This is a genomic window from Colwellia echini, from assembly GCF_002843355.2.
Classification (GTDB): Bacteria; Pseudomonadota; Gammaproteobacteria; order Enterobacterales; family Alteromonadaceae; genus Colwellia; species Colwellia echini.
The window spans coordinates 1-23,275 of sequence record NZ_PJAI02000027.1 but is presented as its reverse complement, the minus strand read 5'-3'; the positions used below and the strand labels follow the sequence as shown (position 1 = coordinate 23,275).

The 23,275-nt window shown below is 36.0% G+C and carries 20 protein-coding genes; 14 read left to right on the top strand and 6 right to left on the bottom strand.

Annotation, left to right across the window (positions count from 1 at the left end):
* Window positions 1-14 precede the first annotated feature (14 nt).
* From CWS31_RS15925 to CWS31_RS15895, 7 genes are all read left to right on the top strand, one after another.
* Window positions 15-392, top strand: coding sequence for a DUF2237 family protein (locus tag CWS31_RS15925; RefSeq protein WP_101343687.1), 378 nt, complete (start codon window positions 15-17; stop codon window positions 390-392).
* Between the two features lie 267 nt (window positions 393-659).
* On the top strand, window positions 660-977 hold the full coding sequence (locus tag CWS31_RS15920) for a DUF6172 family protein (RefSeq protein ID WP_101343688.1): 318 nt from the start codon (window positions 660-662) through the stop codon (window positions 975-977).
* Window positions 978-1,259: 282 nt separating this feature from the next.
* Window positions 1,260-1,952 (top strand): outer membrane beta-barrel protein, encoded by a 693-nt coding sequence (locus CWS31_RS15915; RefSeq protein WP_170252915.1) that lies wholly within the window; start codon window positions 1,260-1,262, stop codon window positions 1,950-1,952.
* Between the two features lie 587 nt (window positions 1,953-2,539).
* A complete protein-coding gene (acs, locus tag CWS31_RS15910; protein ID WP_101343690.1) occupies window positions 2,540-4,486 on the top strand; it encodes an acetate--CoA ligase in 1,947 nt (648 codons plus the stop codon).
* Window positions 4,487-4,905: 419 nt separating this feature from the next.
* Window positions 4,906-5,973, top strand: coding sequence for a 3-deoxy-7-phosphoheptulonate synthase (locus CWS31_RS15905; RefSeq protein WP_101343691.1), 1,068 nt, complete (start codon window positions 4,906-4,908; stop codon window positions 5,971-5,973).
* 210 nt (window positions 5,974-6,183) lie between these two features.
* Complete coding sequence (gene tyrA / locus CWS31_RS15900; RefSeq protein WP_101343692.1) at window positions 6,184-7,329, top strand: bifunctional chorismate mutase/prephenate dehydrogenase; 1,146 nt, start codon at window positions 6,184-6,186, stop codon at window positions 7,327-7,329.
* Between the two features lie 223 nt (window positions 7,330-7,552).
* Entirely contained in the window at window positions 7,553-7,759 is a 207-nt protein-coding gene (locus tag CWS31_RS15895; protein WP_101343693.1) for a hypothetical protein, read from the top strand.
* Between the two features lie 28 nt (window positions 7,760-7,787).
* Here CWS31_RS15895 and CWS31_RS15890 read toward each other — a convergent pair whose 3' ends face one another.
* A complete protein-coding gene (locus CWS31_RS15890; RefSeq protein WP_101343694.1) occupies window positions 7,788-8,159 on the bottom strand; it encodes a hypothetical protein in 372 nt (123 codons plus the stop codon).
* A 167-nt stretch (window positions 8,160-8,326) separates the two neighbouring features.
* The gene (locus tag CWS31_RS15885) at window positions 8,327-9,184 is read right to left on the bottom strand and encodes a hypothetical protein (protein ID WP_101343695.1); all 858 of its coding nucleotides are present in this window, start codon (window positions 9,182-9,184) and stop codon (window positions 8,327-8,329) included.
* Between the two features lie 218 nt (window positions 9,185-9,402).
* On the opposite strand from CWS31_RS15885, the gene CWS31_RS15880 reads away from it, so the two are divergent.
* The 3 genes from CWS31_RS15880 to CWS31_RS15870 all read left to right on the top strand — a co-directional run bounded on the left by CWS31_RS15880 (window position 9,403) and on the right by CWS31_RS15870 (window position 14,135).
* Window positions 9,403-10,581, top strand: a complete 1,179-nt coding sequence (locus CWS31_RS15880) for an efflux RND transporter periplasmic adaptor subunit (protein ID WP_101343696.1) — start codon at window positions 9,403-9,405, stop codon at window positions 10,579-10,581.
* A complete protein-coding gene (locus tag CWS31_RS15875) occupies window positions 10,581-13,682 on the top strand; it encodes an efflux RND transporter permease subunit (RefSeq protein ID WP_101343697.1) in 3,102 nt (1,033 codons plus the stop codon). Before CWS31_RS15880 ends, CWS31_RS15875 begins: the two co-directional genes overlap by 1 nt.
* Window positions 13,683-13,898: 216 nt before the next feature.
* On the top strand, window positions 13,899-14,135 hold the full coding sequence (locus tag CWS31_RS15870; RefSeq protein ID WP_101343698.1) for an RNA recognition motif domain-containing protein: 237 nt from the start codon (window positions 13,899-13,901) through the stop codon (window positions 14,133-14,135).
* Between the two features lie 152 nt (window positions 14,136-14,287).
* Here CWS31_RS15870 and CWS31_RS15865 read toward each other — a convergent pair whose 3' ends face one another.
* Complete coding sequence (locus CWS31_RS15865) at window positions 14,288-14,998, bottom strand: GspH/FimT family pseudopilin (protein WP_101343699.1); 711 nt, start codon at window positions 14,996-14,998, stop codon at window positions 14,288-14,290.
* Between the two features lie 89 nt (window positions 14,999-15,087).
* A complete protein-coding gene (nadE, locus tag CWS31_RS15860) occupies window positions 15,088-15,924 on the bottom strand; it encodes an ammonia-dependent NAD(+) synthetase (RefSeq protein ID WP_101343700.1) in 837 nt (278 codons plus the stop codon).
* Window positions 15,925-16,068: 144 nt separating this feature from the next.
* Between nadE and CWS31_RS15855 the strand changes: the two genes are divergently transcribed.
* Window positions 16,069-16,407, top strand: a complete 339-nt coding sequence (locus CWS31_RS15855; RefSeq protein WP_101343701.1) for a P-II family nitrogen regulator — start codon at window positions 16,069-16,071, stop codon at window positions 16,405-16,407.
* A gap of 116 nt (window positions 16,408-16,523) precedes the next feature.
* Here CWS31_RS15855 and CWS31_RS15850 read toward each other — a convergent pair whose 3' ends face one another.
* Window positions 16,524-17,285 carry an outer membrane protein assembly factor BamD gene (locus CWS31_RS15850; protein WP_101343702.1) on the bottom strand — a complete coding sequence of 254 codons (762 nt, stop codon included), beginning with the start codon at window positions 17,283-17,285 and terminating at the stop codon, window positions 16,524-16,526.
* 198 nt (window positions 17,286-17,483) lie between these two features.
* On the opposite strand from CWS31_RS15850, the gene rluD reads away from it, so the two are divergent.
* The 3 genes from rluD (at window position 17,484) to clpB (ending at window position 22,150) form a co-directional block, all read left to right on the top strand.
* A complete protein-coding gene (gene rluD, locus CWS31_RS15845; RefSeq protein ID WP_101343703.1) occupies window positions 17,484-18,458 on the top strand; it encodes a 23S rRNA pseudouridine(1911/1915/1917) synthase RluD in 975 nt (324 codons plus the stop codon).
* Window positions 18,459-18,522: 64 nt separating this feature from the next.
* Window positions 18,523-19,413: a peptidoglycan editing factor PgeF gene (gene pgeF, locus CWS31_RS15840; protein WP_246143567.1), complete on the top strand. Its 891-nt coding sequence runs from the start codon at window positions 18,523-18,525 to the stop codon at window positions 19,411-19,413.
* 166 nt (window positions 19,414-19,579) lie between these two features.
* Window positions 19,580-22,150 carry an ATP-dependent chaperone ClpB gene (gene clpB, locus CWS31_RS15835; protein WP_101343705.1) on the top strand — a complete coding sequence of 857 codons (2,571 nt, stop codon included), beginning with the start codon at window positions 19,580-19,582 and terminating at the stop codon, window positions 22,148-22,150.
* Window positions 22,151-22,293: 143 nt separating this feature from the next.
* Here the strand turns inward: clpB and CWS31_RS15830 are convergent, their stop codons facing one another.
* Window positions 22,294-22,770, bottom strand: a complete 477-nt coding sequence (locus CWS31_RS15830; RefSeq protein ID WP_101343706.1) for a DUF4124 domain-containing protein — start codon at window positions 22,768-22,770, stop codon at window positions 22,294-22,296.
* Window positions 22,771-23,275 lie beyond the last annotated feature (505 nt).

The following is a 23,275-nucleotide window of genomic DNA, read 5'->3' as shown; positions in this document are numbered from 1 at the left end:
TTACGAGAAAATGTATGGAAATGGATGAATCAATTAATGTATTTGGTGAAGAGTTAATTGCTTGTGGCGGGGATCCTGTTACAGGTTTTTTTCGTGATAATATGTGTAATACCTGCGCTCAAGATATTGGCTCACATACTGTTTGTATAGAAACCAACGAGCAGTTTTTGGAATACTCTCGTTTTAAAGGCAATGATTTATCTACGCCAATACCAGAATTTAATTTTTCAGGTATAAAGCCAGGCGATACTTGGTGTCTATGTGCGGCTCGTTGGTTAGAAGCTTATGAAGATGATAGAGCACCTAGAGTGCACCTAAGAAAAACACATATTAAAGCGTTAGAAATAATACCAATGGAAATATTAAGAAAGTTCGCTTTAGATTTAAGTTAATTATTTACTGACATTTAACAGTATAGAAATTTAATAGCGATTTACTATTCGTTAAACTTCACTATAGATATAAGTTTACATGAGCTTATTCACTGTGTAGTAATTTTTTATGTTTCTGTTGTCATCCCTATCTCGCTACTTGGATAAAAGTAACGTAAAATAGCGGCAATTATATTATTTACACCGATTGTTAGTGCCTCTATTAAATGCCTTTAAAATAGGTAAATAATTAGACAAGCAATTATCGCCATAGACTTAAGGCCACCCATGAAAAAAGTATTTGAATTAACTCACCCAAAAGTGAAATTAGAAAGACGCGTTGATGCGGTAAAACATGAAGTTAAAAAGTATTTAAAAAGAGAGCGCAATAAAAAGCTTCCATCAGGCGCTGATTTTTGGGATTTTGATTGTCAATTTGGAAACACCAAAGAAGAAGCAGTACCAGTAAAATTATCTGAAATTAATAAATGCATTGATAAAACGCAAATTGACGGTTTAACTTCATTCTATATTGAAATTATCGCAAAAGAAGGGGTTAGAACTTTCACCCCAAGAGATGAAGAAGATCTAGATTTAGAAGAATAATAACTAGGTTAACTCGTCAATTTAGTTATAAATTTATTATTGAATATAAACGAAAGAACCGAGTTGCTTACTCGGTTTTTTTATGCCAATTGATTCTTGTTTTATTTTCACGCGAATAACAAATTGAATCGTTCTTTATGGCTTGATAATATATTCAACATGTTATGCATAGCTCTAGTTCATGTTATAGACCTAATCATTAATAAATAAATACGACATAAGCTGGGTTCGGGGTAAGCTCTCCTAACTTGGTATATAACCTAAACAAATAGGATGTTTTCAATGAAAAAAATCGCCCTTGTACTATCAGCTTTTCTCTTAACGGCTCCGGCTTTGGCAAACCAAGGTTTTTATGGTGAATTATCTTTAGGATCTGCTAACAACGAAATTGAGACTGATTATTCTTATGATTACAACTCTGATTCTTTGGGAGATGTTCAAATAGGAAGTGACAGTGGTACCCTAAAATCATCCGGTAATAGTACCTCTTATGGTGTTAGATTAGGTTATCAATTTAATGAGTATGTTACGGCTGAAATTGGCTATCATCAATATGGAACTTGGGATGATACTTTTGTTAATGAGAATAATGAAACTATTAAAGACCAAGCTGAAACTTCAGCTACAAGTGTAGGTATTAAAGGGGTTTTACCTCTTTCAAAAGATTTCTCATTATTTGCCCGTTTAGGTAGCGCAACTTGGGATATCAAAACGTCTTCATCAGACGTCTCTGCACCTGCGCAAGTAAAAAACCAAAAACAAGACGGGACTGATATCTATTATGGTATTGGTGGCGAATATAATATTAATAAAAGATTTAGCGTAGGATTAGAATACACTGTACTTAATATAGACTGGGATAATAGTTATGGTAATGGAAATGACGACATAGGTTACAGTAATGAATTTGAAGGCTTTACTAGTAACAGCGGCTCTATTAATAACTTAGCATTACTTCTTAAAGTAAAGTTTTAACATTTTATTATTTGATTTTTTAGCTGAATATCTAATAGCGATTTAAAAATGACCTAGTCGTACAAACTGTAACAACATAAGATTTAGTACATTAGAAGCACCTTTTATATACAGAAGGTGCTTTTTTTATATTCTTTTTTTATCAGATAATATTATTCAAATGATTTGACTATTAAAAATAAAAAAGAATAGTTGATTATAATAAATCAAATTTTTCAATAGGTTATGTTTTTATACTTTACTGTTTTTAATTGTTTATAGAGTAAAAACGTAAATTAAGACTAAAGGCGTATATAAAAAGAAATCGAAAGATTTTAGGATATGGGCTGTTGAATTAATTGCAGTCATAAGAGTCAACTGATTTTTATTACTGGAAATATAGTAAGTATTACGTTAAAACATTAGGCAAAACTCTATTGTTAAAGCACTAACTTAAAATACATTATTAGCAAAATGTGCGTGAAAATACTTATAAATAATGCAAAGAATCATGTGAAAAAAATAGAAATTTTTTAAGTTAATAACCCAAACTTAATTTAATAGTGAATTTTATAGTTAAGTCCAAAGCTAAGTCCGAAGGAAAATAAATGAAAGAATTACAATCTTATTACCCAGTTTCAGAGAAAGCTAAAGCACATACACATATTGATGAAGCAACATACGATGCTATGTATAAGCAATCAATTGAGCAACCAGATCTATTTTGGGGTGAGCAAGCGAAAGAATTTATTGATTGGTATAAACCTTGGGATGCCGTTTCAAAAGTTGATTTGAAAAATTCAGAAATTAACTGGTTTTCAGGCGCTAAACTTAACGTAAGTTATAACTGTATTGACCGTCATTTAGCCACTAAAGCTAATGACACCGCTATTATTTTTGAAGGTGACGATCCTAACGATGATTCAAAAGTTACTTATCAAGAGCTGCACGACCACGTATGTCGTTTAGCCAACCTTTTAAAAGAACGTGGCGTTAAAAAAGGCGACCGTGTTTGTATTTACATGCCGATGATCCCTGAAGTAGGTTATGCCATGTTAGCCTGTGCTCGTATTGGCGCTATTCATTCGGTTGTTTTTGGTGGTTTCTCTACTGAATCTATTAAAGCACGTGTAGTTGATGCAGATTGTAAAGTTGTTATCACCGCAGACGAATCATTACGCGGCGGTAAACGTATTCCGTTAAAAGCCAATGTTGATGCTGCGGTTGCCGATTGTCCAAATGTAAATACCGTGATTGTTGTTGCTCGTACCGGTGGCGATGTTGCATGGAATGATAAAATTGATATTAGCTACGAAGAAGAAGTAGCTAAACAAGCGGCAACTTGTGAGCCAGAAGTAATGGATGCTGAAGATCCATTATTTATTCTTTATACCTCAGGTTCAACTGGTACACCAAAAGGCGTAGTGCATACTTGTGGTGGTTATATTCTTTATGCAGCCATGACTCATAAATACGTATTTGATTATAAAGAAGGCGAAATTTACTGGTGTACGGCCGATGCGGGTTGGATCACAGGTCACTCTTATATTTTCTACGGTCCGTTGGCAAATGGCGCAACCACTTTAGTTTTTGAAGGTGTACCAACATATCCTGATGCGGGACGTTTTTGGCAAGTATGTGAAAAGCATAAAGTAAATATTTTTTACACAGCCCCTACGGCTATTCGTGCACTGATGAGTGTCGGTAATGAATTGGTTGAAAAATCTGACTTATCAACACTTCGTTTGCTTGGTACTGTTGGCGAGCCAATTAATCCGGAAGCATGGAATTGGTATCATGAAGTGGTAGGTAAAGGCAACTGTCCTATTGTTGATACTTGGTGGCAAACAGAAACTGGCGGTATTTTAATTACCTCATTACCTGGGGCGGTAGGCATGAAACCAGGCGCCGCAGGCAAACCTTTCTTTGGCGTTAACCCTGCGTTATTTGACGCTGATGGCAATACACTTGAAGGTGAAAACCAAGGCTTATTAGTGATGACGGCAAGTTGGCCGGGACAGTTACGTACAGTTTTTGGCGATCATAATCGTTTTTATCAAACATATTTAGGGCAATATCCGGGTAACTACTTTACTGGCGATGGCGCAAGACGTGACGAAGATGGTTTTTATTGGATCACCGGGCGTGTAGATGATGTACTTAACGTATCTGGTCACAGATTAGGTACAGCTGAAATTGAAAGTGCATTAGTACTTCATCCTGCAGTAGCAGAAGCAGCCGTTGTTGGTTATCCACATGAAATTAAAGGCCAAGGCGTTTATTGTTATGTAACATTGATGGGCAACGCAACCGAATCTGATGAGTTAAATGTAGAGCTACGTGAGTTTGTTGCTAAAGAGTTAGGTCGCTTTGCTAAGCCTGATTATATTCAATGGGCTCCAGGTTTACCTAAAACACGTTCAGGTAAAATCATGCGTCGTATTTTACGTAAAATTGCCGAAAATGATGTAGATACGTTAGGCGATACTTCAACCTTGGCAGATCCAAGTGTTGTTGATAACTTAATCTCACAACGCATTATTCATGGTGCTTAAAGCTGAAGTCTCTAAGAGTTAGATGAATAAATAATTAAAAAACGCCGAAAGGCGTTTTTTTATGGGTAAATTTTAATAAACCAAGATAGAAACACTCAAGTGATATATTTTTTATTGTACAAATTTTCATTTAAGTGGGCTTTTATCCATATTAATCCTGTACAGATAAATTTCAATGTGTAAAAATAACCTTACACATCGCGTAATTAAATCTTTACACTATCTTGTTTTTGTTTTTGGTTGAGCTGTAGCCTTTATTGAGTCTCTGTTTTCCTTTCTTAATATCAAGTTAAATCTGATTAGTTAACTAGCGAAAACGTTTTGTAATGTATTTTTAACTTACTTCTTCTAGTAATTTGATGCATTAAACATTATTTATATAAAGCAAATAGGGGGCCGAATTCCCCTAAGGAAAACACATGACAACTAGCTCTAACAATACTCACGTTAACTCAGAACAAGTATTAATTACTCCTGCAGCGTTACGTGCTGAATTGCCTTTACCCGCAGCAGGGCGTGAATTTGTACTGAAATCACGTAAAACGATTAGTGATATTGTGCACAAACGTGATCCACGTTTGTTGGTTATTTCTGGACCTTGTTCTGTGCATGATGTTGAAGCTGCTAAAGATTACGCGCGTCAATTAAAAGTGCTACAAGAGCAACATCAAGGATCATTATTTGTTGTGATGCGAGTTTACTTTGAAAAACCACGTACAACAGTTGGTTGGAAAGGCTTGATCAACGATCCTCACATGGATGATTCGTTCGATATTGAAGCAGGTTTACGTAAAGCCCGTGAATTAATTCTTTATTTAACAGAGCTTGGTTTACCACTTGCAACTGAAGCGCTTGACCCTATTAGCCCACAATATTTAGCTGAGGTATTTAGCTGGTCAGCAATCGGCGCGCGTACTACTGAATCACAAACTCACCGTGAAATGGCCAGTGGTTTATCTATGCCGATAGGTTTTAAAAATGGTACCAACGGTAGTTTAGGTGTAGCCGTAAATGCATTGCAATCAGCAGCACATCCGCATCGTTTTATGGGGATTAACCGTGAAGGGCAGGTGGCGTTGATTCAAACTAATGGTAATCCAGACGGTCACGTAATTTTACGTGGTGGCGCAGCGCCTAACTACGATAAAGAAAGCATTGCTAAATGTGAAAAAGCATTAGCTAAACAAGGGGTTGAAGCCGGGATTATTGTTGATTGTAGTCATGGTAATTCAAATAAAGATTACACTCGTCAACCAATAGTTGCGCAAGATGTTGTTGAGCAAATTTGCGCTGGTAATACATCGATTGTTGGTATTATGTTAGAGAGTAATATTAATGCGGGTAATCAAAGCAGTAGTTTACCTAAAGAAAAATTAGCATACGGTGTGTCAGTAACTGATGCTTGTATTGATTTTGCCCAAACAACTAAATTATTAGCTGATATGGATGCGATTCTATCTGGTCGTTTATCAGCAAGAGTTGCTTAAAGCGAACCGCTAATTGGTAAAGTTAAACATTTAGTTTTTAAATATTTGGTTTATAAAATATAACGCGGCTATTTGCCGCGTTTTTTATTTTAAAGACTTTAACCCACGTACTTTACACAATATACTTTAACCCATATATTTTGAGCCAATAGGCTTTACGCCATAAAGTGTATTTAGACACTGATGGTAAATGTTTGATAAGAGATAGTAATGACGAATTCAGCAAGCGACTTTGATACAAAATTAACTCACCTACGTGATGAAATTGATGAAATTGACAGTGATTTAGTTAACTTATTGCAAAGACGACTGAGTGTTACCAGTAAAGTTGGGCAATTAAAAAGTAGTGTTGGTAAGCCTATTTACGATCCCGCTCGTGAAGCAAGTTTATTTGCAAAGCGTCGTTTACAAGCAACTGAATCAGGTTTATCGCCTGATTTAATTGAAGATGTTTTACGCCGTTTAATGCGTGACTCGTATATTAGCCAAGATGCCAGCGGTTACCGTTGTGTTAATCCTGCTTGTAAAAAAGTTGTTGTAATTGGTGGTAAAGGTAAGTTGGGGGCGGTATTTGTTGATTTATTTCAACGCTCTCATTATCAAGTTGCCATTATTGAGCAAACTGACTGGGTAAATAGTGAAACAATTTTAAATGATGCGAGTTTAGTTATTGTTGCAGTACCTATTAATTTAACCACACAGGTTATTCAGCAATTAAATAACTTACCTACCAACTGTGTGCTTGCTGATTTAACTAGTATTAAACAAAGTCCGTTAGCTGAAATGAAAGCGGTACATGCTGGCCCTGTAGTTGGTTTGCATCCTATGTTTGGCCCAGATGTTACAGGTTTAATTAAACAAACTATAATTAGCTGCGAGGGACGCTACCCTGATCAATACCAATGGCTGCTTGAACAGTTTGAGGTATGGGGCGCTAAAATTTACCCAGTACAAGCACATGAGCATGATGAAACTATGTCGATGGTACAAGTTATGCGTCATTTTTCAACTATTGCTTATGGTTTTCATTTAATGAGTGAAGGTGCAGATATTGAAAAGTTAGTGGCGATGAGTTCACCTATTTATCGATTAGAGCTCATTATGGTTGGCCGGTTATTTGCGCAAGATCCTAATCTTTATGCCGACATTATTTTTTCGAATAAAGACAATGTAGATATGATGAAGCGTTTTGCGCATCGTTTTTTAGAGTTACTTGAAACCGTTAAGCTTGATGATAAAGAGGCATTTACCTCTGTGTTTAAAAGTGTTTCTGAATGGTTTGGCGATTATGCAGGTGATTTTTTAGAAGAAAGTAAGTCGATGTTATTAAAAGCGAATGAGTTAAAGAAGAGTTAAAAAGATACAACATCTTTTTTCATGTGTTTATACCAATTGATATAATAAATTAATTGGTATAAATCATCAATTTCTTCAAGGTTAGCTAGCTACTTCCCAATTACCTATCTTAAACTTGAATCATTATCCGAATTTAGGCTTCATTGAATTTTGAGCAATTCTTTAAATCATTTGCTATTAGATAATACTTGTATCGCTTTTATTGAAAATAAGGAGAGTTAGCATGGATATGTCAACAATTATGGTTTGGAGTGTTCTATTTAGCGGCGTTGGTTTTGGATTTTTTATGTACGGACGAAAACAAAAATCTGCTGTACCTTTATGTGTTGGTATAACACTTTTTATTTTACCTTATATAATACCTAACGTAACTATGTTGCTGATTATTGGCGCTATTTTGGTTATTATTCCTTACTTTATTAAAATATAGAAACAAGCAGGTATTGGTTTAAGCTAGCTTAATTAATGTCGTACTCTCTTTCGATAATAAAACCGTAAGGCATTAATAAATATTCAGATTCTCGCTTATTATCTTCGCTAAACTTTAAGGCGTTACGCATTTGCAAGGAAAACCTTCTCGCGGTTTTCTCATCAGTTGTTTTTTTGTTCCAAGTAATTAACTTTGAGCTAATCACCTCACCTTTTCTATCAATCATTAATAAGGTTAAAACATCATAACTTGAGTCTATAAATTTTATTTGTAAGTCGCGTATCTGCTCACTCGATACATTAAATTCAGGCGGCTCATCTTTAGGTTCATTATCTGTGCTAGTACAAGCCGCTAACAATAAAAATACCAAACCATATCCGTGTTTACTTATGTTTATCATGTTCTAATCTGCTTACTAAGTGCCGTGATATTGGCTCAGAAGTTATTTACAATGGAAGTGTTTATGCTGATATAGCAGCTTGTTCTTTATGTTAAATAATAAATATGACGATTTGATTACATTTAGATGAATGATGCAAGGCTATAGAAAGTTATGACATAACAAGTTTAGCGGTTAGCTTTATCAAGCGCACTTAATTGAGTAAATAATTGTTTAAGTAATTCTCCACCGAGCTGATTACTCGCTAATCCATTTTCATCACCAATATTACCGAGCGATATATTTTTGAAAGGTAAGCTGATTGTTTCGTTGTTTTTGATTGTGGTCAAAGTTAATTGCTCAATGATAACAGAAGATATTTTCACCCGAGTAGTCGCTTTCCCTAATAAACGTTTTTGTTGTTTAGCTGCATTTGAGGCGATAATAGCCTTATTGGTTTCAATAATAGCTTCTGTAGGTTTATGTTCTAACCCTGCTAAAGCTAATTCTTCATTTCGCTCAGGATGTTGTTGAGCATATATTTTCGCACCTAACTGTGGGTATAAAGCAGGGTAGTCTTTAGCAAGCACAATGCTAATACGCTCTATAAATAAATCTAAATTGGTTTGCGACTTTTTGTTACGGGGTGAATTTTCAACGCTAGGTAAATTTTCAGACCAAGCATTTACCTGCGCTAAACGTAGTTCTTTGATATGCACTAAGGTAGTAGTTTTTTTCTGTATGCTTGGCGAATCAAGTTGTTCAATAGGTATTTCAGCTAATTGTGCGTTAATGCTATCAATGGTTAATATCAAAGATTGTTGTAACCCTTCTATATTTTTTAGGCTGAAACTTTCAAACTGAGTGATACCGCTTGTTTCTGAGAAGTGTGCACTAACTAATTGTGCCGGCTCGCTAGTGTAGTACTCACTTTGTAAAATGACTTGGCTTTTAAGATAATCATTTAAAGAGCCATTGGCGAGATACCACGACATAGTGCTAAAAAACAACAGAAGGGCAAAGGCTAGTACGGCTAATCTATTCAAAGGATATCTCTTTTTAGTGAAATAAAAGTTAACGGAGTGTATGTTTTTAGGCTTATTTTAGCTTAAGTTTTCGGTTAATATTTTAAGCTAACTAAGGAGTAAGGTAAATGTTATTCCGCAAACGTTAAGTTTACGTTATAGTATTTGTGTACAACATTAAACAGTTAAATAAACCTGAATTTTTAATACGTTAACCAAACGTTATAGAGCATATTTACATGTCAAAACAATCAACGCCTCCAACTGAAACTTATGTAACATCAAACACTGAGCAAACTGGCTCAGCTATTTCTCGTCGCTTACCGTTGTTATTATTAATTATTATTTTAGCTGGATTAATTGTTTATTTACAATGGCCAGAAGATTCGACTGAAAAAAGTTCATCGCAACGTGTTGTTGCAGTAAAGATGATACCTGTGGTTTTATCAGAATTCATTGAAACAGTAGAAGGCGTTGGTACAGCAAGAGCTAACGAACAAGTAAATATCACTAGTAAATACTCAGATGTAGTTGAAGGTATTTATTTTGAAGACGGTCAAAGTGTTGAAGCAGGGGCGATACTAGTTAAGCTCAATAACCAAGAAGCGCTAGCCAAAGTAAGTGAGTTAACCGCTAATTTATTAGAGTCTAAAGCACATTTAAAACGTTTAACTGAGTTATTGGCTAGTCGAGCCACTTCCACTTCTGTCGTTGAACAGCAAGATGCTAAAACTAAAGCGATTGATGCTCAGCTAATGAGTGCCAACGCTAAGTTGAATGATTTAACTATTCAAGCCCCTTTTGCCGGCATACTTGGTTTTCGTGAAGTTAGTAAAGGTAGTTATATCGACGCTGGAGATGTGATCACCCGTTTAGATGACATAAGTAAAATTAAAGTAGACTTTCATCTACCTGAACGCTTATTAACCAAAATTCATGTTGGACAACAGGTGAGTGCAATAAATAGCGCTTATCGAGATAAAACCTTCATCGGTAAAATTACCGCCATTGATAGTCGTATTGATTCAAGTACACGCAGTATTAAAGTTCGTGCCATAATTAATAATGATAATCTAAAACTCCGTCCTGGGATGTTGTTAAATATCAGTGTGTTATTACAAATGGAAAATATTCTTAAATTACCTGAAGGTAGTATCATTCCAATTGAAGACAAGCAATATGTGTTTGTTATAAATGGAGATAAAGCGGTACGGAAAAGTATTATTATTGGTCGACGTCAACCAGGTATTGTTGAGGTGATTTCGGGCTTAGTTGAAGGTGAAAAAGTTGTTGTTGAAGGAGCGCTTAAGCTTAGAGAGGGGACAGCGGTAAGTATTATTGGCAAGGTAGATGAAGATAAATTAGCTGCTGACGAGGTAGAAGCAACCAGTACTGATAATAGTGGGAGCAGCCACTAATGATCTTGTCTGATTTATCGGTAAAAAGGCCGGTTTTTGCCACCGTTATTAACCTGCTGATTATAACCTTTGGTATTGTCGCTTTTTTAATGTTGCCATTAAGAGAATACCCTGACATTGATCCACCTGTTGTTAATATCAAAACTTCATATCCAGGGGCTTCTGCTGAAATAGTAGAAACTAAAATAACCCAAATACTGGAAAATAGAATCAGTGGTGTTGAAGGTATTAAAAGCATCAATTCAGACAGTCGTGTTGGTCGTTCAAGTATTACTATTGAATTTAATTTAGACCGAGATATTGATGCAGCGACTAATGACGTACGCGATAGAATTTCCCGGGCATTAAACAATTTACCCGATCAAGCTGATCCTCCCGAAGTATCTAAAGCTAATGATGATGAAGATGTTATTGTTTGGTTTTCTTTGCAAAGCGATACCATGGATACCTTACAGCTTACTGATTATGCTACTCGTTACATAGTCGATCGTTTTTCGGTAGTTGACGGTGTGGCGCGAGTTAGATTGGGCGGCGAGCGCACCTATGCGATGAAAATTCGTTTAGATCGCGCATCAATGGCAGCACGTAATATTACTGTACACGACATTGAAAATACTCTACGCGATGAAAATATTGAGTTACCGGCGGGTAAGGTTGAATCAATAGATCGAGATTTTTCGATTAGGGTTGAGCGTAGTTACTTAACACCTGATGACTTTTCTAACATGGTTATTGGTCATTCAACTAACAACAGTAACAGTTTTGAAGATAGTTCTGTTGTGCGTTTAGGTGATGTTGCTGAAGTGTTTATTGGCGCAGAAGACGACGAAAATATGTTTCGTGGCAATGGCCGAAACATGGTGGGTCTTGGGGTTATCAAGCAATCTAAAGCAAATACTTTAGAAGTAGTGAAAGCCGCACGAGAAGAAATGGAGAATGTTAGTAATTCACTACCTGTAGGCACAACCATTGTTAATAGTTACGACAGTTCTGTATTTATTCAAGGCTCAATTGACGAAGTATACAACACCTTAGTTATTGCTATGTTAATGGTGGTGTTGGTTATATTTCTTTTTTTGGGGAATGTTCGCGCAACGTTAATTCCCGCTATTACTGTGCCAGTTGCCTTAATTGGCTCAATGATGACCTTATCTTGGTTTGGTTTTTCTATTAATTTATTAACATTATTGGCACTAGTTTTAGCTATTGGTTTAGTGGTAGATGATGCCATTGTAGTACTTGAAAATATTTATCGCCGTATTGAAAATGGTCAAAAACCGTTAATGGCGGCTTATGAAGGAGGGCGAGAAGTTGCCTTTGCGGTTATTGCCACTACGTTAGTGTTGGTTGCTGTTTTTGTGCCTTTAGTTTTTTTATCGGGTAATGTTGGCCGACTCTTTACTGAGTTTGCAATCGCTATTTCTGCAGCAGTTATTTTTTCCAGCATAACAGCGCTATCTCTAACGCCTATGTTGTGTTCTAAAATGTTAAAACATCGCGAACGTAGTTCGTCATTTGGTCAAATTCTTGATCGCAGTTTTGCTCGATTTGAAAGTGCTTATGGCCGAGCTTTAAAAAACACTATTCATCAACCTATGCTTATTATAATAGTGTTAGCCTTGTCTCTTATTGCCGTTTTTTTACTATTCAATAAATTGCCTTCGGAATATACGCCTAAAGAAGATCGCGGGAATTTATTTTTAATTATGAACTCTGCTGAAGGAGCTAGTTACGAAAGTAATGTTAAAAACATGCAGGTTATTGAACAGAAGTTAATAGCGCATCAAGACGCGGGTGTATTAGATCGTGTACTTGTTCGCGTACCTGGTTTTGGTGATAAAGGCGGTATGGCAATTATCGGTATGCCAGATTGGGATAAGCGTAGTATTGATACCTTTAGCTTTATAAAACAAATAACCGGTGAGGTACAAAGTGTTACCGATGTAAAAGCCTTTGCCATGATGCGTAAAGGTATTGGCGGCGGTGGCAATAGCTCGCCTGTCGAATTTGTTTTACAAGGCAATACATTTGCTGAATTGGCGCAGTGGCGAGATATCATTATTTCTGAAGCTGAAAAAAATCCTAACTTGTCTAACATTGATAGCGATTATCAAGAAACGTACCCACAACTTCTTGTTAAAATTGATCGAGAACGAGCATACGACTTAGGTGTACCAGTGGGAGATATTGCCGAAACGTTAGAAACAATGATGGGGCAACGCCGAGTAACAACCTTTGTTGATCGCGGTGAAGAGTATGACGTGATTGTAGAGGGTGATGAGAAGCAGTTTGCTAGCCCAACTGACATCGACAATATTTATGTACGCTCGCAAACTACAAACAAACTTATTCCGTTGTCTAATTTATTACGTATTGGTGAGAGTGCAACCTCATCACGACTAAACCGTTATAATCGACTGCGAAGTATTACTATTAGTGCGAATTTAGCTGACGGTTATGCTTTAGGGGACGCTTTAGAGTTTTTGGTTGAAGTAACTAAAACTAAATTACCTGATCATGTGCAAATTGATTACAAAGGTGAGTCATTATTGCTTAAAGAATCAGGTAGCTCAATTTTATTTGTATTTTTACTCGCCTTGCTAATTACCTATCTAGTGTTAGCTGCGCAATTTGAAAGCTTTATTCACCCGTTTGTTATTCTGCTTACTGTACCGTTAGCATTAGTTGGCGCACTAGCTGGTTTAGAATTAATGGGAATGAGTTTAAATATATATAGTCAGATTGGTATTGTTATGTTGATTGGATTGGCGGCAAAAAATGGTATTTTGATTGTTGAGTTTGCCAATCAATTACGTGACCGAGGTATTGCCTTTGAGGATGCGTTAATTACTGCAGCAAAACAAAGATTACGTCCAATAGTGATGACAACATTCACCACAGTAACTAGTGCTATTCCTTTGGTATTTGCTATTGGTCCTGGCGCTGAAAGTAGAATGGTTATCGGTGTAGTAATTTTTGCTGGTGTATCTTTAGCCAGTATATTTACTTTATTTATTGTACCAGGAGCTTATTATTGGTTATGTCGTAATACTGGATCACCAGAAGCTATCGCTAAAGAAATTGAACAAGCAACAGATTAACATTAATAAAGTTATTCCTTGAATTTAGCGAAACACTTTACATGTTTTTATTATTTAAAGTGTTTCGCGAATACACTAATTAAAACCCAACTTAGAGAAGGCTTATCTTTAACATAAGAAAATAAGCAGTTATTTTCGTTTTATAGATAATAATAGCTTGGTCTATGCTCAATGTATGAGACAATTCAGTTCGCAATAATAATTTAATGGTTCATTATGAAACTTTTAGTTCGTAACCTTTCTCGCTCTACTACTGAGCAAGAGCTTCGCATTTTATTCTCTGAGCATGGTACTGTCACAGAATGTACTTTAGTGTTAGATCAAGCAACAGGTAAGTCAAAAGGTTTTGCCTTTGTTGGTATGCCTAACGAAGCTGAAGCTAAAAAAGCACTTTCCTCATTACATGAGACAAAAGTTGCTAAGAATAAAATTCGAGTTAAAGTTGCTCAGTAAATTTATTCATTGAGCAGTTAACGTCAAAAAACCAGCTATTATTGCTGGTTTTTTTATGGGGCTTTAAAAAATGTTGGTATAATCTGCTTTCTAAAACCTAAAACCTAAAACCTAAAACCTAAAACTAAGACCAGCAATAGCATTAATTTAGCTTAGTCACACTCAATAATCACATTACTTCGGGTTTCATCGCGCCCATCATTATCTTCATCGGTTGTTGCGTAAAATCTTCCTGAACGAGCTACCACTATACCTCTTGATTTTTCTTCATACTCTTTAGGGCAATATCTAAAGGTGCCATTACTTAAACCAAACAAATGCCCTGTTGGTTGATAAGTTATTTTGTCTCTCGTCTTTGCATACATCAATATATCGCCTGATTGTATCGCTTCTTTTGTGGTAATTAATATTTCACCATCGAGTGGATCAAATAAACTATTGCCATTGTTATCGATGAATACACTTAGCTCTTCATGCCAATTAGTGGAGCATTTATTGTCATCATCCAAAGGGCAAATAATAACGTTTGTTTGATTATTAATTGCGTTATTTCGTGCAATTAATAGTAAGCGAGATATTCGGGAAATTTCATTATCTACTCTTAACTGCACAATAAAGTCGTTAAAGTTAGGCAAGGCAACAGAAGTAAGTATCGAAGTTATACTAATACTTACCATTAACTCTATTAATGTCATTCCAAGATGGGATTTTGGTTTTTCAGTATATTTAAATTTGTAAGAAGGTGCTTTATTAGGCGCGGTTATTGATTGTTTAACCGAGGAATTAGCAGAGCGCTTGATGAACTGTTGGTAATAAAAATTATACAAACGGCGTAAATACGAACGAGCAAAAATATACAGCATAAAAAATCCATTTTTTATTAACTATCCTACTTTAGGTATAGGTGATAAAAATGGATTTATCTATGCTTTATAACAATCTGAACCAAGGGTTAATCGTAAATTGTTGGAATAGCTTGTCTTTTATGTTGTGTTTTTTTATAGATATTGATGATGTGATCGCTAACTGTAGAAGTAACTTTTTTACCTTCTAAAAAGTCATCTAATTGATCATAAGTGATCCCTAAAGCATCTTCATCCGTTTTTCCTGGCTCTAAGTCTTCTAAATCAGCAGTAGGTGCTTTTTCTACCAATATACTTGGCGCTCCTAGGTGTTTAGCAATAGCGCGAACTTGTCTTTTTGATAAGCCAAATAGTGGTGCAAGATCGCAAGCGCCATCACCCCATTTGGTGAAAAAGCCAGTAATGTTCTCTGCACTATGATCTGTTCCCAATACTAAAGCACCAACAATACCAGCAATATGATATTGACTTACCATACGGGCTCTGGCTTTTGCGTTTCCCTTAGAAAAGTCAATTTGTGCTTTACTTGCGGTTAAAATATTTGCCGCACCTAACGCTTGCAGTACTTCATTATTAATACCGTCGGCAGCGGCTAAAATATTGGTGGTTAAACAATGGCTCGGTTGAATAAAAGTAAGTGCTTGTTGAGCATCTTCTTCATCAGCTTGTACGCCATAAGGCAGACGTACGGCAATAAACTGATAGTTATCATTACTGCTGTGTTCTGCATTAAGTTCATTCACGGCAAGTTGCGCTAAGCGGCCACAGGTTGAAGAGTCAACACCGCCGCTTATGCCTAACACCAGGTTTTTCAGTCCCGATTGAGTCAGTTGTTTTTTAATAAAGGCGACACGGCGATTTATTTCGAATTGAACATCAATTTCGGCTAAAACTTTCATTTCGGCTATAATGGTTGGTTGATCCATAATACTTCCTAATAAGGATTGATTAAAAGTTGAGGATTTTATCTAGTTTAACAAAATTAAAAGCCAATTGGATATTGCTAAATAACAATAAACACGCTGTAATAACTTTATTATTCATATAAATATCAAAGACGAGTAACGCAGATGAAAAAAATAGAAGCGATTATTAAGCCATTTAAAATGGATGACGTAAGAGAAGCCCTTGGCGAAATTGGTGTTACAGGCATGACTGTTTCAGAAGTTAAAGGTTTTGGGCGTCAAAAGGGGCATACTGAACTGTACCGTGGTGCGGAGTATATGGTTGATTTTTTACCTAAGGTAAAAATTGAAATAGTTATTGCGAAAGAAGATGTTGAGCGCTGTGTTAATACTATTGTCGCAGCAGCACAAACTGGAAAAATTGGTGATGGTAAGATTTTTGTGACTAATGTTGATCGAATTGTTCGCATTAGAACAGGTGAAGAAAATCACGAAGCAATTTAATTTAAGTTATATATTAAAAAGCAACATATAAAAAAATGCCGCTCCATATTATGAAGCGGCATTTTTATTTTTAATAATTTATATTGTTAACTATTAAAAATAACTAAAAGCAATAATTAATTTACTAATGAATTATCTGGATAATTAGCAGCAAGCACCTGCATAGCATTTGCTCTTAAATCTTTTAACCCAAGTTTGTCGTAACTAGTGATCATAACCACTAATGCTTGTTCTACTTCAGGGCTAGGTGAAAAGTATTCAATGATATAACGGCCACGGTTTGCAGCAGCAGCATAGGCTTCTCGTTTAATATAATATTGAGCAACTGCCAATTCATACTTTGCTAATCTAGATTTAATCGAGATCATGCGCATACGAGAATCGTTAGCATATTTACTATCAGGGTATTCGGTAACTATGGTTTTAAAGTCTTTAAAAGCACTTCGTGAAGCTTCAGGATCACGATCGTCACGATCAATTCCTGCTACATCCTGAAATATATTTTCTTCGGTAGATAGATTGATTAATGCACGCATATAGAGTGCATAGTCAACATTAGAGTTATTCGGATTTAAACGTAAAAACCTATCCGCTAAAGCTATGCCTTGTGGTGCATCACCACTTTTGTAATAAGCGTAGATTAGATCTAATTGCACTTGATGCGATACTGGACCAAACGGAAAGCGTGAGTCAATAGCGCCAAGTATTTGAATTGCTTTTTGATATTGGCCTCTGTCAAGTGCATTTCGAGCATCAACGAATAACGCTTGCGCTGATTTATCTGGTACTAAATCTAAGTCATCTTCATCTGATGAAGAACAACCCGCTAAGCTCAATGCTAAAACGGTTAAAATAATTTTTATTGTCAATTTTGTCATGAAATTTATTATCGCTACTTTGTTTTAATTAAAATAAATATCAAACCACCACGTAAACGGGTAAAATGTTTCTATAGTTAAGAAGAATACATTCTACCCTAGCAACCTTACCTTGCACAGTGCAAATAGTAATTTGATTCTTTTGTAAGGTTTAACGCTAGGTTTACGCCAGTTTTAAGAGAGTCTAAAGAGAGTTTAATGTCAGAAATAATTGAACATAAAGATACCGTACCTGAATCATGTTTAGGTAAACGGTTTGACCAAGCATTAGCCATAATGTTCCCCGATTATTCACGTTCGCGAATAAAAGAATGGATTTTGGCCGGACAAGTAAAAGTGAACGGCGAAATACTTAGTACGCCTCGTGAGAAAATGTACGGTGGTGAAGAAGTTGAAATTAATGCAACTGTTGAGCCTGAAATTCGTTTCGAAGCGCAAAATATTCCGCTAAATATTGTTTATGAAGATGAACATATTTTAGTAATTAACAAGCCTGCTGGTTTAGTTGTGCATCCCGGTGCTGGTAATCCCGATGGTACTGTGCTTAATGCGTTGTTACATCATTGCCCAGAATTAAATATAGTACCAAGAGCGGGTATTGTTCATCGTCTTGATAAAGACACCACAGGCTTAATGGTTGTGGCAAAAACAATTGCTGCACAAACTAACCTAGTTGAAGCATTACAATTACGTGAGATCACTCGTGAATACGAAGCGGTCGCTAATGGTGTGATGACCGCAGGTGGTGTAGTTGATGAACCTATTGGCAGACACTCAACTAAACGCACGCAAATGGCGGTATCTTTTATTGGTCGTCCATCAGTAACACACTATCGTGTTATGGAAAAATATCGTTTACATACGCGTTTACGTCTACGTTTAGAAACAGGTAGAACACATCAAATTCGTGTTCATATGTCACATATTTCTCATCCTTTGGTGGGGGATCCTGTTTATGGCGGTCGTCCGCGCCCACCAAAAAACTCAACCGAAGCGTTATTGATGAAGCTGCGTACCTTTAAACGCCAAGCTTTACATGCTGCAATGTTGTCATTATTTCATCCTATAACAGGTGAAGAAATGACATGGCATGCCGATTTACCTGAAGATTTCGTTGAATTAATTCAACTTCTGCAAGAAGACAATAAGCTAAATGCGAAAGTCGATTACTAAGAACAACAAAAAAGCTCATTTAACGAATGAGCTTTTTCATTTTAACAAGGCTACCTTTGAGTTGGTGAAATGGCCATCTTTTTCGTCTAATCTGGTTGACGAAAAAGATGAAATTGATAATAAAATTATCGCCATTCAAACAACTCGCCTTTCAGCAGAATTTTCTGCAGTAAAAACCTCTGTAGAAAAGTCCTCAAACGATACTTCATCTGAGCATGGTTCACCGTTTGCTCACTTTAATTTAGGTCTACATGTCAATGATCTACCAGATCAAGTTACTAAAAATCGTGATACGTTAAAACAATTTCTTAATCAGCAAGTTTCTGCACCTACAAATCAAGACGCGAAAAAAGCTAAACTTTCAGTGTCTGATACAGTTCACAAAGCTGATATTAAAATTCAGTGGTTAGAGCAAGTTCATGGTAATAACGTGGTAACAGTTACTACCGTTGATGAAGAAGCTATTGTTGCTGATGCAAGTATTACGCGTCTGCCTAATGTTGCTTTGGCCATTATGACCGCAGATTGCTTGCCTATACTTTTAACTAATAAACAAGGCACTGAAGTTGCAGCCATCCATGGGGGGTGGCGACCATTAGCGGCAAATATCATTGAGGAAACTCTGAGTGAAATGAACAGTTGTGCTAGCGATATAATTGCCTGGCTTGGTCCTTCTATCGGTAGTAGCGCTTTTGAAGTGGACACTGAAGTAAGACAGGCGTTTATCGAACTTAATAATGAATTTTCCAATGCTTTCATACAGAAAAGTACCGCACATCAACAAGCTAAATACTTAGCTGATTTACATAAAATAGCCCGTATGCAGTTAACTAATTTAGGGGTTACGGCTATTAGTGAGTTAGCAGAATGCACATATCTGCAAACGGATAAATATTATTCCTACCGAAAAGATAATATTACTGGTCGGATGGCGAGTATTATTTGTTTACGTTAATTTAACTAGCTTAATTTTCATCTGCTTATCAAATTCATTATCTTGAATTCAGGTTATTTAGAGCAAAACCGAAAATTTATTAATCATAATAACAAGTAATCTAGTTGATAAATTTACATTAAGCCTTATAACTTAACTATGCGTTTATTACAGTAGAGATAACATAATGCGTTTAGACCGTTTTACCCAATCATTTCAAGAAGCTATTGCCGATGCTCAATCTCTGGCATTAGGCAAAGATCATCAATTTATTGAGCCTATTCATTTAATGTTAGCCTTGCTAAATCAAAATGGTAACTCGGTAATTCAACTACTTAAAAGTGCGGGCATTGATGTACGCACTTTGCGTCATAAAATTGAAGACGCGCTAGCTTCACTTGCTCACGTTGAAGATAGTAATGGTGATGTGCAGTTATCAGCCGCTTCAGCAAGATTATTTAACTTGTGTGATAAACACGCGCAAAAAATGTCTGATAAATACATTTCATCCGACGTTTTCTTACTTGCAGCTATCGATGACAAAGGTGTTTTAGGAAAAATTCTTGCTGAACTAGGAGCCAACTTACAACGGATCAAATCAGCAATCGATCACATTCGTGGTGGAGAAAATGTAAAAGAACAAAATGCTGAAGATATGCGTCAAGCATTAGATAAATATACAATTGACTTAACCGAACGAGCAGAGCTAGGAAAACTTGATCCTGTTATCGGCAGAGATGATGAAATCCGTCGTACCTTACAAGTATTGCAACGCAGGACTAAAAATAATCCGGTATTAATTGGTCAACCCGGTGTTGGTAAAACAGCAATTGTAGAAGGGTTAGCACAGCGCATTGTCAATAACGAAGTTCCAGAAGGATTAAAAAACAAACGTGTATTATCGCTAGATATGGGCGCGCTTGTTGCTGGCGCCAAATATCGCGGTGAATTTGAAGAGCGCTTAAAAGCAGTGTTAAATGAATTATCAAAAGAAGAAGGGCAAGTCATTCTCTTTATTGATGAATTACATACCATGGTTGGCGCTGGAAAAGCTGATGGTGCTATGGATGCGGGCAATATGCTCAAACCAGCTTTAGCACGAGGTGATTTACACTGCGTTGGCGCAACTACGCTTGATGAATATCGTAAATACATTGAAAAAGATGCCGCACTTGAACGTCGTTTTCAAAAGGTATTAGTTGAAGAGCCAAGTGTTGAAGATACTATTGCCATTTTACGTGGTTTAAAAGAGCGTTACGAATTACATCATTCAGTTAATATTACTGATCCCGCTATTGTTGCTGCGGCTACTTTATCGCATCGCTATATTAGTGACAGACAATTGCCTGATAAAGCTATTGATTTAATTGACGAAGCGGCTTCAAGTATTCGTTTACAAATGGATTCTAAACCCGAAGACTTGGATCGATTAGAGCGTCGCTTAATTCAATTAAAGCTTGAACAAAAAGCTTTAGAAAAAGATGAAGACGAGGCAACAATTAAGCGTTTAGCCATTATTTCTAAAGAAGTGAGCGATAAACAACAAGAGTACGATGAGTTAGACGAAATTTGGACCACAGAAAAAGCCGCTTTATATGGTGCACATACGATAAAAGAAGAGCTTGAGCAAGCGCGAATAGAAATTGAAGCTGCACGTCGTGCAGGTGATTTAAATAAAATGGCTGAACTGCAGTATAGCCGTATTCCCGATCTTGAAAAACAACTCGATTTAGCAAGCCAAGCTGAAATGCAAGAAATGACTTTATTAGCAAATAAAGTCACTGAAGTCGAAATAGCCGATGTACTTAGTCGATCTACAGGCATTCCTATCGCAAAAATGTTAGAGCAAGAGCGTGATAAATTACTCAATATGGAAGAATATTTACATGAAAGTGTTATAGGACAGCATGAAGCGGTAACGTCTGTTGCAAATGCAATAAGACGATCTCGAGCAGGATTAAGTGATCCTGATCAACCTATAGGCTCTTTTTTATTTTTGGGACCTACAGGAGTGGGGAAAACAGAATTAACTAAGTCATTAGCAGAGTTTTTGTTTGATTCTCAAGATGCATTAATTCGTGTTGATATGTCTGAGTTTATGGAAAAACATTCTGTAGCTCGTTTAGTTGGTGCACCTCCAGGTTATGTTGGCTATGAAGAAGGAGGTTACTTAACAGAAGCAGTTCGCAGAAAGCCTTATTCTGTCATCTTATTAGATGAGATAGAAAAGGCGCACTCGGATGTTTTCAATATTCTTTTACAAGTCTTGGATGATGGTAGATTAACTGATGGTCAAGGCCGCACAGTTGATTTTAAAAATACCGTTATTATTATGACCTCAAATATTGGATCAGAGGTAATTCAATCTCTTTCAGGTGAAAGTAATTATCAAGCGATGAAATCGCAAGTTATGAATATATTGAGTCAACATTTTAAGCCTGAGTTTATTAACCGAGTAGATGAAGCTGTGGTGTTTCACCCGCTTGTTGCAGAGCAAATAAAACAAATTGCCGGAATACAAATTCAAGCATTAGCGCAGCGGTTACTAGATCAAGAAATAACCTTGGCCATATCTGATGAGGCATTATCGTTAATTTCTGCTAACGGCTTTGATCCTATATTTGGAGCAAGACCATTAAAACGAGCTATTCAACAGGAGCTAGAAAACCCATTAGCACAAAAAATTCTCAGTAATGAATTTCCTAGAGGTAGTCAAATCCATGTGAGTGTTGCTGATGGAGCGTTATGTTTTCTATAAAGCCAATGAAGCAGGCAACTAATCATGTATATTAAATCATGATTAGTTCAGGTTAAGTAAGTGTTTCAAACAAGAGGTTAATTAGCGGAAAGTCTAGTTAATTAACGTCTTGTTTAATAATATTTAAGACTGATTAATATTGTTTATTCAGTACAATAGAGTTCTTCATGTTTTTTACTTAATGCCAATTTTGACGACTTCTCTTCAGCAGTTAACGGGCGACTGCCAATTGTTCCATCAGGCATTTCTTCACTGATATGAATATCATCTAATGAATTTAACATTTTTATATTTAAGCGGGCTGCTTTACAGTTTTTTGCAAATATTTCCTTGTTTTTAGCGATAGTTGCTTCTTGCTGCTTATCTGGATCTTGCATGCTTATATCATCTCCTTCAAGAGCAGCACGCTCTGCTTTAGATAAAGCTTTAAATGATGAAACAGTACTTAGCTCTGTATAATCATGTCCATGGGGAAGGTTTTGGCTGAAGTGAACAACATTGTTTTTATCAACCCAGCGATATATAGCAATCTCTTTTGCGTTAACTATATTACTTAATGATGACGTTAGTAATACACTAGTTAATAAAGCACCATTAAAAAATATTTTTGTAATGTTCATAATTAAACCTTCTTAAGTAAATTACAGTCTGTAATCTACAAGCAATAGTACAACAGATATCTAAGCTAGATATTAGCTATTAAACCAATACAAAAAGAGCCTTAGCTTAATCTTAGGATAGCAATCTTATAGTTAAACTTTATACCGATAAGCTAGCAAATTATTTATCTAATAACAATTACTTAATATTTCGTTATTTAATCTATAAATAACTTTATTTGAACCTTTGAATTATTATATGAATAAAAAGACTTGAGATAGTTGATGGTTTTAGACTATTTTTTAAATATTTATAAGGTATATACAAAAGGTAAACCTTTATATGCATTGGAACTTAGCGGTTAAACAACCATTATGTTTAATTTGTAACCTAACAAACAGTAAAAGCAATTAAAATGAAAATAACACTTGATCATTACTAAGAAATCTCTACAATGCGCTCCAGTTCCAAGGGGTTCACGCAAAATGAATCATCAAGAGCTTGTTTTACTAAGTTATCTACTCG